The organism is Methanoregula sp. (assembly GCA_026625165.1).
Classification (GTDB): domain Archaea; phylum Halobacteriota; class Methanomicrobia; order Methanomicrobiales; family Methanospirillaceae; genus MVRE01.
This window is the reverse complement of the sequence record CP112999.1, coordinates 2,162,287-2,174,862: the sequence shown is the minus strand read 5'-3', so window position 1 is coordinate 2,174,862 and position 12,576 is coordinate 2,162,287. Positions and strand designations below refer to the sequence as shown.

Genomic DNA, 12,576 nt, shown 5'->3' with positions numbered 1-12,576 from the left:
ACAAAGGGGTCACTGTATTTTGAACTGCATTTTGAAAAATAACAACGAACTCTCGAATTTATTAACAATCAATAAACAATACTTTTATAACTATGAAACCGGAGCATCTCAAACCACTCGCCATCACTATTGGGATCATCACCGTATCCAGTTCAAGAAAGCCTGATACGGACACAAGTGGAATGACAATTACGGAAATTGTGAAAGATGCCGGGTTTCCGGTAGGGTATTATGCGATTGTACCGGACCGTATTGAAGCGATCCGATCTGAAGTTGTAAAAGCTGCATCCCATGCAAACTGTATCATCATCAATGGCGGCACCGGTCTTACCCATGATGACTGCACTATCGAAGCAGTAACGCCGTTGCTGGAAAAGGTCATTGACGGGTTTGGAGAACTCTTCCGGTTAAAAAGCTTTGACGAGATCGGGACATCATCCATGCTCTCCCGGGCGGTGGCCGGTATCTACCAGCAGCATGTCATTTTCTGCATCCCGGGATCAACTGCAGCAGTCAGGCTTGCCACAAGCCAGCTGATTGTTCCGGAGATCGTCCACATCATGTCTCACGCAATAAAATAAGTAACTTTTTTGGAGTGTGCAGGACCGCCGCAGTTGCAGATGCATTGGCCATCAAAGAGACAGATCATGTGCGTTACTATAACGACAAACAAACATTCCATGGCAAACCAAAATTTCCACTTTACTATCCATCAGGTATAACGGCCGGGAAAAAACACCTAGCGATAAACTGCAAGGAGCGCAACACGCTCAAGGATAAGATCGGTGAAACTCGATTCCCCGGCTGCGGAAATCTCATCATCCGACACAGAGAAAAGTTCTTTGAGCCTCGCCCTGCGTTCCGCACTCAGATGATCCCCGGGCTCTCCGGCATATTGAACCATTAATGCAAGTGCATCCCAGATGCCAGCAACCGCAGGACAACAGCAGATATAAGCATGGTTGTGGCCGGAATGAACGCCAAAGGAAGAAGCTACAGAACACTGCCTGTTCCCGGATGCAAACAGGAGCGCCTCCATCTCAAACGAGTTTGCAACTGCAGACCCTGTATTCCAGGACCTCAGGGCGTGACGGATCGCCGACTCCGCATGTCGCCTTCCGGCAAGGTTGTCCGCGTTGAAACAGACGATGGTAGCCCCTGCATCCCGCGCAATCCTGCGCAGCTCAGAGAGGAACCGGTCACGGTCATCGACATCAAACTCCGCATTCCTGATCTCCCATGAATCATCTGCAGGGCTCATGATCTCACCGGAACTCTGACAGGGAGACCTGGGTAACAACGGAACCCCCGCCGCCTGTATCCGTGCGGGCTTGTTTTCCCTTCAGTTGTTCAAAGATCTGCTCTGCAATACCGCGCCCGAGTATCTTTGTGACCTGTTCGATGCCGGCCCCCCGGATTCCGTCCGGGCTCGTGATTCCGTTGTTAAACAGCCTGCGGGCACGGATACGGCCGACCCCCCTCAATTTCACCAGCGGCAGCAGTTCGCGGCGGATCCCGTTCTTCATGCAGATCTCGTATTCACGGATTGGGATGTGGAATGGGGGTCTGAACATCCTCGCGAGCTCAGCGGTTGCATGCAGCAGCCAGTTCACGCTTTCCACCATACCATAGATGTCGCCTGGCCCTACTGAGTACCGTTCGCAGATCTTTTCATCGGATAGTTCGTTTGCCCAGTCGGATAAAAGCAGAGCTGTTTTAAGGGACCGGTAGAACGCCTCCTCATCATCAGGGTTCCTTGGGGGAAGAATCCATATCTGGTCCGCACTCTTCTCCAGTACCCGCGAAAGTGTCCCAAGATCTGAATTTCGGGCATACAAGGTAGGCATATCCAGTGTGCAGCAGATCAATTGTAGCAGTCCAAGGTCAGAGTAATGCTGGACGGTACGCAACTCACGGGCGATCATCTCCGCGCTCCGTGGGTCAATATAGAGCCTTGATACCAGTGATCCGAACTCTGTTGCCCCAAGATGTTCGCCAACTTCCAGTATCATATCGGAGGATACAAGGAATGCAAGCGCCGCATCTACCGATCTCTGGATCAACCTCGCTTTCCTGTTTTCATGGACATAGAAGGTTCGGTCCATGAATTCAGCAAGCTCGCCACGGGTTTTTGTAAATCCGGATGCAACAAGGGAGAGGACATGGGTATAGAGAGCAGCGGGATCCGCCGATTTTGAATGAATGTCTTCAGGGGGAGCATCGATGTACCATGCGAAGAGCTCCTCAACCTGCCCCTCGTCCTTTGCGATCAGGACGGCTTCTCCGTACGGGTCAAGGTGGGGCCGGCCTGCCCTCCCGGCCATCTGGTGGTACTCGCCGACGGGGATCGGTTGCATGCCCTCCCCTGCTGAAAACCGCTGGTAATCGCGGATGATGACGCGGCGTGCCGGCAGGTTGAGGCCGGCAGCAAGCGTCGGTGTGGATGAAATGCATTTGATCAGCCCACGCCGGAACCCCCCCTCAACAAGACTACGCGCTTCACGGCGCAGTCCGGCATGGTGGAATGCAGCACCTTTTGCCACACATGCTGCGAGCACCTTATCCATTTCCGTTTCCGCAATCACCTTCAGCCGTCCTGCAAGATCATTGAGTTCCGGGCTGTCACCGTTGATCGTCGATGCCGCTCTCTTTGCAAAAGCTTCCGCATTCCTGCGGGATGAGACAAAGACAAGGCACTGGCCCCCTTCGGCTATCGTGTCAAGACAGAGGTTTATGTCATCGTAATTTTTTGATACGGGCTTGACCGGCCTTGTCGAATCATGAAAAAAAATCCTGTTATTGTAAAAAACGCCAGGCCGGAGGTCAACAGGACGCCACGTCCCCGTCACCAGTTCTGCATCCAGCCACCCGGCAAGACTCTGCGGGTTGCCAATCGTCGCGGATAATGCCACAATCTGCATCTGGGGATTTTTAAACCGCATCTTTGCGATAACCATTTCGAGCGTTGGTCCCCGGTCATCAGAATCGATCAGGTGCACCTCATCGACAACCAGTAACGTGATCTCTTCAAGCCACCCGGTACTGTTGCGCAGGAGGGAGTCTACCTTCTCGCTTGTCGCAACGATGATATCGTTCCTGCCCAGTGCATCATCCCTTCTGTCAAAATCTCCTGTTGAGATACCGACCCGCACCCCCTTTCCTTTGAACTCTTCAAATTTTTCGGTCGCAAGTGCCCTCAAGGGGACGATATAGAGGCATTTTCCCCCGCTTGCGATATGGTGGTGCATCGCCATCTCGGCAACAAGGGTCTTGCCGCTTGCCGTGGGTATCGCAATGAGGAGATTTTTCCCCTCAAAGACTCCCTTTTTTATGCAGTCCGCCTGCGGTGGGTAGAGCTCAATAATGCCTGACCGTTCATACTGTCCCTTGAGATCTGCCGGGATTGCGATTTCACGTACGAGCACTGGAAACCCCTTCCATTCCATTCAAACGGTCAATAATATCGTTACGTTCCACAAATCGGGTCATTTGGCGGGTTATTATCTCCACTGGAAACAAATCACAATAAATATATAGTCTTCTTGAACATGGCTTTCATGGCCCGTCAGTAGTAATAACTGATCATGTTTTGCTTTGACTCTTTCTTCTTTTTGTCAAGGAAGGCAAAGACGTTCTCGTGGGGAACCCCTTCGATGAGCATATCGATGGCCGTGCGGGCGATTTTGAGCTGCTCCGGATAGCCGATGAGCGCGATGGTTTTGCCAAAGACAGAGATCTCCACATCCGTCATGTCTTCGATCTGTTCCCGTGCACGCCCGTCTTTCCCGATGATCCTGCCCCGCAACCGGTCAAGCTGGCGCGGATTGTCGGCAAGCCCGGAGAGATCGATCATGTCAAGGAGGAGGTCTTCATCGTCAAGCAGTTCGAAGGCACGCTCCGGCGAAAACCCACGGTTGATTGCATTGACGGTCTCAACGGCACGGAGCAGGGGAACGGCATTCTCATCCGAACCCTCAACTTTTACCGCGCCCTCTTTGCTGTCTATGGTGATGGTGGTGTTGGTTTTGGTCTCGAGCAGTTTCTTGGTCTCGCCACCTTTGCCGATCAGCGCACCAATCCTGCTCCCTGACATTTTTATTTCCTGCATCATGAAAATTCACCCGGTATCATGGTCTTTTGAAAAGATAGTTGGCTCATCTTCCGCATACCCTTTTAATATTAATTGCATCATCCGTCCGGTATCATGGTTCCATGGTATTTAACCCCGTCACCTTGTTAAAGACATCCAGATCGCTTTGCACGTCACAATATTGTGCAAAGAACCGGTTGATATTTTTGATATCCCGCATCAGGAACTGGAACGCACGGGGATGGTCGCGGGTGACCGATTGGCCCATATCGATGATATAGGGTTTGTCACCATATAAGATGTTGAACTCGCTTAAATCAGCATGCACAAGTTCTGCTTTATGATAGAGCGTACCGATAAACCCGATAATGCATTCATAGAGGCCGTCGGGATCAGCGATCTCCGCGTTGCGTAGATGGGGATACGGGCGTTCCCCCTCACCTATAAATGACATCACAAGGAGGTTCCGGTCCCAGACGAGCGGCTCCGGCACGGGAATTCCGGCGTCACGGGCACGCACAAGGTTGGAAAATTCTTTTTTGGTCCAGGCAAAAATCAGGTCTTTTTTGTTCTTCTTGACACTGGCAAACCTGCGGTCACCGGTGATATAGGAACTCATGGCATTGAAGTTTGCTGTACGGATACGATAAATCTTGATGGCAATGCCCGTACCATCCCTTTCCCCGTAAAATACATTGGCCTCTTTGCCCGTGCTGATGGAACCCCCGATAGCCGAGATCCATTTCTTGTGCACCAGTTTGTAGAGGGCAAGAAGGGTGACCTCATCAAAGACGTCTTCCCGGACCTTGAACTGGTTAGCGTCCTTGATGCGGACGCCCATCTCCTCGAGTTTATAATCAAATCCCTCCTCCTTTTTTTCTATGCGCACGGGACATCCACCATATTGATTCTGGTTTATCTGATATATTCACGGACCGGGTTGAGCACCTCGGTTAAGCAATCACCGCAGGTCTTCTTTAAGTCAAGCGGATGGATCTCACCATTCTGGTAAGCCCGTTCAATCTCCGCATAACCGGTAAAGGACCTGTCACCCCCGAACTTCTCCTGCCGCCTGAGGGTAACCTCTGGCAACCGAGGGAAAATGTGGTGCTGGAAGATCTGCAGCACGGGGTTCTCTGTAACTTCCGGGGGGCAGAACGCTTTCTGGCATTTTTTCCGGATCTCATCCTCGCTGTCTGCAACCGAGATGTAGTTTCCCTGCGACGAGGACATCTTTTTGCCGTCCAGCCCGTTCAGGATCGGGGTGTGGATGCAGACCGGTGCGGGATACCCGAAGTTGACAAGGTGCTCACGGGCGAGCATATGGATCTTGCGCTGGTCAATTCCCCCAACTGCTGCATCGACACCGAGCATAGCAATATCGGCGGCCTGCATCAGGGGGTATATCATCTGGGAGACGGTGGGGTGGTCCATCTGCCGCCCGACTTCATCCATGCTCCGCATCGCCCTGTTCAGGGTGATCTGCTGGGAAAGCTGGAGCACCAGCAGGTCATAATCTCTTGAGAGCTGGAGATCAGATCCAAGGACATATGTTACGTTTTTAAGCCCCAGCCCCTCGAAGCATCGCTTGTTGTACTCAGCGAGCTCACCTATTTTTTCCATCGTCCCCTTCCGGTTCAGGAAGGCATGGAGGTCGGCAAGCAGGACAACGACATCAAATCCTGCAGCCTGCATGTCGACGAGCTTATTGACCGTGACAAGGTGACCGAGGTGGATCTCCCCGCTCGGTTCATAACCTGCGTACACTTTCTTTCCCGGTTTTTTAAGAAGTGACCGGAGGTCATCTTCGGTGACGACCTCGACTGTATTGCGTGTAGCCAGTCCGTATGCGTCCATCTGAAAATAATGGGTGATTGTGGTTGTTAATGGTTGTTCTGGATCGGGGTGAACCCGAGTGCATCGTTGGTCCTTCTGACAGATTTTGCTGCATCTTTTTCCGTTGTCATCATCGCCCGGATCGCGTCGATGTTCTCGACCACGACATCTGCTTCCTGGTGAATTGCCTGGAAAAAGCAGAGTTCCCTGCCGTTTGCATAGATGGAATCCTCAAAGATACAGTTCTCGTACAGGTCAGAACGCTGTCGCCCCAGATCCATTGCAAATTCCTTGAGCTCCGCGGTGCTCTTGATCCCAGCGCTCTTTTTTACCAGCCCCATTCTCGGGTGATTTTTAATGAGCTCGATGACCCGGTCGCGGGCAACATCCTTTTTCGTCGTGATCTGGATCGCGTGCATGTGCATCATCGTCGTCGGGACGATCATCGCCATCGTGGTGATCGAGATGTGGGGGAGTACCGTCAGCACATCGGGGCCGTGATGGCTGGGAACGCTCACGGGGTCGAGCACGACAGCATCGATCGGTCCCTTCTTGATCTCGCCGGGGTCCGACCCGCGCCGTACCATGATTGCGTGAACATGGGCGACACCGTACTCCTTATCTATGGTATGGATGATCCGGCACAGGCCGGTGGTATTGCACGACACAACGCGGACGAACTGCCTCCCGATGGCGTCCTTGTAGTTGCAGTCGGAGTTGAAAGAGAACCCGGCGACTTCATGGTCCTCGCCGCCCTGCCAGAGAGCCTTGATCCCAAGTTTCTCGTAAAGTGGCTTGTTCGTTGCACCCACGTCCCCTGGTGTGGCATCCACGACTACATCTGCAGTCTTCAGCATGTCCTCCACTGACCCCGCGACGTTAAGCCCGACCTTTTCAAACGCTGCTTTTTTGGAAATGTCAGCAATGAAGAGCGGGTACCCACGCTGTTTTGCAACAAAGGCTTCCGCGTTTGGCCGGGTCTTGGAGACACCTACGACCTTCATATCCTTCTGGGCGGCAACCGCATCGGCCACGCGCTTGCCAATCGTGCCGTACCCGTTGATGGCAACCCTAATCATACAATCTTACATTGTTCCGGCAATGAAAAAGGTATCTGAAATAAAATCTGATATTGAATTTCCTCATTTTGTACAGGAAGATTTTTGTGAACTTACGTTCAAGGAGGCGAGGGCGTGAGCCGAAGCCCCAAAGAACGTTGATAGAATTATTCAGAACTATCCCGCTTGCCGGAAATCACCATTCAAAAACGCTGGTTACTTGACCCTTGAGCACCGATAGAAAAACAGGAAGCGTATTGACGTCTTTGGTTTATTTCGAAAACGACAGGCTCAGGATCATCAACGACGATGTTCTTACGACACGGCAGGTGAAAAACGGGAGTGTTGATCTCATCGTGACGTCACCTCCCTACAATGTCGATATCCGTTATGGCAACCATGATGACGGAGGCTCATATGAGGAATATCTCTCGTTTTCGAAGAAATGGATGTCACGCTGTCACAGATGGCTTGCCGATTCGGGCAGGTTCTGCCTTAACATCCCGCTTGACAAGAACAAGGGCGGGCAGCAGAGTGTCGGCGCGGATCTCACTGTGATTGCCAAGGAGGCCGGGCTCTCCTACCATTCCACGATCATCTGGAACGAGGGGAACATCTCGCGGCGGACCGCGTGGGGATCATGGATGAGCCCGTCGGCACCGTTTGTGATTGCGCCGGTGGAGCTGATCGTTGTGCTGTACAAAGGAAACTGGAAACGCCCGGCTGCCGGCCGGAAGAGTGATATCACCCGGCAGGAGTTTATGGACTGGACCAACGGTCTCTGGACATTTTCCGGTGAGAGCAAGAAGAGGGTAAACCACCCGGCGCCGTTTCCGGTCGAGCTGCCCCTGCGTTGTATGAAACTGTTCAGCTATGTCGGTGACACAATTCTCGATCCGTTCATGGGCAGCGGGAGTACGCTGGTCGCGGCATGCCGCTGTAATCGGAGGTCGGTTGGGATTGATCTGGATGAGGAGTATTGCCGGATTGCATTGGAGAGGATCCGGAAGGAAACCGGCAATTAATTAACTTCTAAGAAGTGCCATTTCCCAGCACCGCCTCATCCCCCTTCATCCTCCACGGTTCCAACCGGCCGTCATACAGGACGAACACTTCGATCTCATCTCCTTTCCTGAACGCCCGCATCCGGTCATCGTACACTTTCCGGACATGCCGGAGCCCGTTCTCTGCAAAGTACCCACACATGAACCCGTAGAACCGGATGGTCTGCTCAAGGAACGCAATCTCGTAATCCTTTACCTCCTGCGCGATTGCGATACTCTCTGCAACAGGGATCTCGTTGTGGTAGGTCCCGTGTTTGTTCAGTCCGCTGATCTGCCGCCAGTCGACAATGCCGTCATCATCCGGTTCGCGGTGGAGCATGTACGGGTAAATCCGGCAAATAGAGAGCCGGTTCTCGTAGATCCGGCACCGGTTTCCATTCAGGAAAAAGCACAACCCGTCCACCCGTGTCCGCAGGGCATAGCCGGAGTCATAGAACCGTCCGTTCTGGTCACAGAGCTCGAAGTAAGGTGCCGGAATGAGGGCTTCCGGAGCGATCCCTTTAATCACAGCGGCGTCTTTATCGAGAAGGAAGACATGGTCGTTGAACTCCTTTGTGCAGCACTTTGTGCAGCAGTCGCAGGCAAACCCGACTTCGCGGATGATCTCTGCAAGCTTTCCGGCAGGGTAATCAGATACCGAAAACATATCGCTGCGCAGTGCGGCAAGCCGGGAACTGATCCCAGGGATTACGCGATCGGTGCATGTATCTTCCCGTACCTGCAGAGGTGTTGGAGTATTGCGGGATGTGCCAGAGGGGCGGTCGGTTTGGAATTTCATGGCAGGTTCAAAACCAGGTTGAGTGATGTAGAGTTCATGCAGTACCGTTTGTTCGCTGGCGGATGGCCATCATCAAAGACATGGCCAAGATGGGCACCGCAGCGGGCGCAGAGTACTTCATTCCTGACCATCCCATGGGAACGATCAGTCACAACCCTGACGTTATGGTCAGATACCGGTGCTGAAAAGCTGGGCCAACCCGTGCCGGAATCAAACTTGGCATCCGAGAGAAACAGGTCTGTCCCGCAGCAGACGCACTGGTATATCCCCCTTTTCTTACAGTCATGGTAGACACCGGTGAAGGCCAGCTCGGTGCCTCTATTCCGAACGACATCGAACTGCTGCGGAGTTAGGAACCCCCTCCACACATCCTCGGATTTTATCACGGGTATAAGATTCTCCACCCGTCCGGTGCGGACAGAATAAATCGGAATCGTCATTACAGCGGCCATAAAGTATCCCCGGATTACCGGCCCCTTGGATCGCGCATCTCCAATGCCCCTGTCGTCATGCAATCACATTCCCGTCCAGCTCAATTAAGGATTTGCTCCCTGATACACCATACCTTCCTAATCATCGCAATATTCCGGGAGTTGGAGATGGTCAGAGGTATTGCTCCTGGATCGTCACGACTTCCGTGCTGTCCTTTGCATTGGCATAGAGTTCAAGAGGTTCTTTATTCACCTCAAGAAACCGTATCCCCCAGCTGACTTTTCCAAGGATATCGCGCGCCTGCTCCTCCTCCCCGATGATGAACAGCGCCCCTGCAAGTGCCTCCACCGATGACAACATACAGGGTCTGCCGAAGTTCACCGGGTTTGCCGCGACAAGGAATGGGAGAGCTCGCCGGATGCGCCACGCGCTAACCGCGCCGGTGTTCAGCACTTCCCATGAACAGTCCAGCACAGTGATGGATTTAACCGTTTTATCTGCAGGAGAGAGTGCCCGCTCTGCCGTTGGGTCAAGCAGCAGGGTATTTCGCGGGATTTGGGAAATTTTTTTAACAATCCTGACGAACCCCGACTTTTCGAGTTTTTTCACCGTGCATTTCCGGGGGTCGCAGCTGTTGTCCCGGTAGGCAATTAGGGGCATCATTGATGATCTGTGGGAACCAAGTCACTATCAATGTACGTGCTGGTGTGCCCCTGCATCCTGAACCCCGCACTGCGTGCAGAGGGGATCACTAAACCTTCCGATCTCAAAATGTTCCGCGGTGCTATTGAAAGGTGCACGCGGTTTGGAATCGAAGCCGTCCCTCTTCCCTGTCCCGAGACGCTGTACCTTGGAGCAGAGAGAAAGCCCGGCACATTTCTGGAACGCCTGAACACGCATGGCTTTGGGTGCATGATGGACGTTCTTGAATCCCGTGTGCATGACGTTGTTGCTTCACGGGGCCCCCCGCTCTGTATCATCGGGGTAAACTCGTCCCCCACCTGCGGGGTGACAACCACCTATTACGGTAGTACCGGGGACGAACCGCCAAAAAGAGAGGGGCGTGGAGTATTTCTCGCACGATTTCCCAAGATTAAAGCGGTCGATGTATCAGAGTTCTGCCAGTACAGAATTTATCTTGCAGCCCCCCTCTTTTCTGAATCGGAACGATCCTACAATACGGCTCTCGCCAGTCTCCTCAGGCAGCACCTGTTCGAAGTGTATGTCCCGCAGGAAACCGGTGACGATGATGCTCACCGGGATTTGACAACGCATGCCCGGATCTATGAACAGAATAAAAGAGCCCTTCATGAGGTGGATTCGGTTGTAGCCATTATCGATGGTGCGGACGCTGATTCGGGGACTGCATGGGAGATGGGATACGCAAGCGGGCTCAACAAACCGGCTTCATGAGGTGGATTCGGTTGTAGCCATTATCGATGGTGCGGACGCTGATTCGGGGACTGCATGGGAGATGGGATACGCAAGCGGGCTCAACAAACCGGTATTTGCGCTCAGGACCGATTTTCGCAAAGTCGGAACCCACGAACATGTGAACCTGATGCTCGAGCAGTCGGCGACTGTGGTTACGAGCAGGGATAACCTGCTGAGGTTGTTGAAATCTCCCCTGCTTTGCTAATTTCGGAAAAACAAGCCAAATTTTTACGTTCCACCTTGATACGCCCGTTTTCAGGATCCCCGGTTTTTTCAGATCTCCACGACTGAGTAAACTATATGCCAATAATTACGAAATAGCTAATGATTGCGATGGGAATGAGAAAGGAAGGGCGTCAAAAAGGTAAAAAAACCGAAAACAGCAGCGATTGTGATCTTGACAGGAATGGAATTTTGAATGACGACCCCCTAGCCCCTCTTTCCCCCGGCACTCTCTTCTCCCTTCTGAGACGGAGCCGGTATGTGCAGCTCCTTCTTGCTCTCACCCTCATCAGCGCATTCCTGCGCTTTTATAATCTTGGCTTCAACTCTCTCTGGCTTGACGAGGCCTCGACATATACTATATCAAAAGGATCTTTTCTGGAAATCTGGCAGGTGACTGCCGGCGGGGAATTCAACCCCCCCCTCTTTTACTGGACAGAGCATATCATGCTCATGTTTGGAAATAGTGAAGTTATTCTACGTCTCATTCCGGCACTGCTCGGTGTCTTTACAATTCCTCTCGTATACTTTATCGGAAAGGAATTTCTCGATCGGAATACCGGAATTATCGCGGCCGCTTTTTGTACTTTCTCGCCATTCCTGATCTTCTTCTCACAGGAAGCACGGGCATATTCCATGATGCTCTTTTTTATAGCATTCGCCATGGTCTTTTACCTGAAAGCCTTAAAAACAAATGATATCAAACACTGGGCCATTTTTGGTTTTCTCTCTGCACTCGCTTTCTGGTCCCATTTTTACGCGCTGGTTATGATCGGATCGCTCGTGCTGTACGGTTTATATGAACTCGTTCCAAAAATCCGAAAGGATATCAGCACAGTCCGGCCTATTGCAGCAGGCGGTGTGGTTTTTGGTCTCATCTGCCTCCCGCTCATTATTATCATGATCCAGCTGTTTGCCAAACGGACTGCATCTGCACCGACATTCGGGATTCAGGGGCTTGGGATCATCACCGAGACCTTTATACAGATTTCCGGGTTTTCTGAAAGATTTTATTATTTCTCGTTCCTTCCCCTGATGATACTGTTTTTTCTTGGAATCTACCAAGCATTCTCTCTGGATAAAAACAAGGGCATTTTCCTTGTTTCGATAACCGTTCTCACATTTTTAATCAGTGATTTTCTGTCATACAGGATCCCCATGCTTCCCCGGTATCTCATCTTCCTGACGATCATATTTTTCCTTGGTGTTGCACTCTCATATCGGTTGTTCTGGACTCTTAGTAACAGCAAAGCGATTGTCTATGGTTTCATTGTATTTGCTTTCATTATTTCCGCACCTGCTTTGGTAACCTATTATTCCGGGTACTCAAAAGAGGACTGGAGAGGCTTCTCTGGCCAGATATCACAACTCACAAGACCCGGAGATCTGGTCGTTGTTGCACCCGGATATATCTACCAGCCATTCGATTTCTATTACACCAACAGCACGGACGGTACGATCGAATTCCATGCAGACACCGCAAGAGATTTCGATGCAATTCATCTGCAGAAAGGAAACAATACGATGTATATTGTAGTCACCAGTGATATCGTATCTGCAAACCCGAATGGTGATGCGGTTGCTTGGATCCAGGGGCATACCCATTCCGTCACCCAGAATACTGGAATATACTTATTTGCCTCATCCTAGGTTTGGATTGAA

Annotated in this window: 12 protein-coding genes and 1 pseudogene; 4 read left to right on the top strand and 9 right to left on the bottom strand. The window is 51.8% G+C overall.

The window, feature by feature from the left end; genetic code table 11:
• Window positions 1–92 precede the first annotated feature (92 nt).
• Entirely contained in the window at window positions 93–581 is a 489-nt protein-coding gene (locus OS112_11425) for a MogA/MoaB family molybdenum cofactor biosynthesis protein (GenBank protein WAC05042.1), read from the top strand.
• 158 nt (window positions 582–739) lie between these two features.
• Here the strand turns inward: OS112_11425 and cgi121 are convergent, their stop codons facing one another.
• The 6 genes from cgi121 to OS112_11395 form a co-directional block, all read right to left on the bottom strand.
• Window positions 740–1,261, bottom strand: coding sequence for a KEOPS complex subunit Cgi121 (gene cgi121, locus OS112_11420; protein ID WAC05041.1), 522 nt, complete (start codon window positions 1,259–1,261; stop codon window positions 740–742).
• Between the two features lie 4 nt (window positions 1,262–1,265).
• A complete protein-coding gene (locus OS112_11415; protein ID WAC05040.1) occupies window positions 1,266–3,425 on the bottom strand; it encodes an ATP-dependent DNA helicase in 2,160 nt (719 codons plus the stop codon).
• 140 nt (window positions 3,426–3,565) lie between these two features.
• Complete coding sequence (locus OS112_11410) at window positions 3,566–4,111, bottom strand: KH domain-containing protein (protein WAC05039.1); 546 nt, start codon at window positions 4,109–4,111, stop codon at window positions 3,566–3,568.
• Window positions 4,112–4,202: 91 nt separating this feature from the next.
• Complete coding sequence (locus tag OS112_11405; protein WAC05038.1) at window positions 4,203–4,979, bottom strand: serine protein kinase RIO; 777 nt, start codon at window positions 4,977–4,979, stop codon at window positions 4,203–4,205.
• Window positions 4,980–5,005: 26 nt separating this feature from the next.
• A complete protein-coding gene (locus tag OS112_11400) occupies window positions 5,006–5,947 on the bottom strand; it encodes a tyrosine--tRNA ligase (GenBank protein WAC05037.1) in 942 nt (313 codons plus the stop codon).
• A gap of 26 nt (window positions 5,948–5,973) precedes the next feature.
• Window positions 5,974–7,005, bottom strand: a complete 1,032-nt coding sequence (locus OS112_11395) for a type II glyceraldehyde-3-phosphate dehydrogenase (protein WAC05036.1) — start codon at window positions 7,003–7,005, stop codon at window positions 5,974–5,976.
• A 236-nt stretch (window positions 7,006–7,241) separates the two neighbouring features.
• Here OS112_11395 and OS112_11390 point away from each other — a divergent pair, with 236 nt between their 5' ends.
• On the top strand, window positions 7,242–8,009 hold the full coding sequence (locus tag OS112_11390) for a site-specific DNA-methyltransferase (protein WAC05035.1): 768 nt from the start codon (window positions 7,242–7,244) through the stop codon (window positions 8,007–8,009).
• 7 nt (window positions 8,010–8,016) lie between these two features.
• Here the strand turns inward: OS112_11390 and OS112_11385 are convergent, their stop codons facing one another.
• From OS112_11385 to OS112_11375, 3 genes are all read right to left on the bottom strand, one after another.
• Window positions 8,017–8,826 carry a YkgJ family cysteine cluster protein gene (locus OS112_11385; GenBank protein ID WAC05034.1) on the bottom strand — a complete coding sequence of 270 codons (810 nt, stop codon included), beginning with the start codon at window positions 8,824–8,826 and terminating at the stop codon, window positions 8,017–8,019.
• Window positions 8,823–9,266, bottom strand: a complete 444-nt coding sequence (gene msrB, locus OS112_11380; protein ID WAC06177.1) for a peptide-methionine (R)-S-oxide reductase MsrB — start codon at window positions 9,264–9,266, stop codon at window positions 8,823–8,825. The genes OS112_11385 and msrB overlap by 4 nt, the downstream gene beginning before the upstream one ends.
• 163 nt (window positions 9,267–9,429) lie before the next feature.
• Window positions 9,430–9,921: a DUF367 family protein gene (locus tag OS112_11375; GenBank protein WAC05033.1), complete on the bottom strand. Its 492-nt coding sequence runs from the start codon at window positions 9,919–9,921 to the stop codon at window positions 9,430–9,432.
• A 30-nt stretch (window positions 9,922–9,951) separates the two neighbouring features.
• Here OS112_11375 and OS112_11370 point away from each other — a divergent pair.
• Both OS112_11370 and OS112_11365 read left to right on the top strand, forming a co-directional pair.
• Window positions 9,952–10,897 (top strand): annotated as a pseudogene (locus tag OS112_11370) (nucleoside 2-deoxyribosyltransferase).
• Between the two features lie 209 nt (window positions 10,898–11,106).
• On the top strand, window positions 11,107–12,564 hold the full coding sequence (locus tag OS112_11365) for a glycosyltransferase family 39 protein (protein ID WAC05032.1): 1,458 nt from the start codon (window positions 11,107–11,109) through the stop codon (window positions 12,562–12,564).
• Window positions 12,565–12,576: the final 12 nt, after the last annotated feature.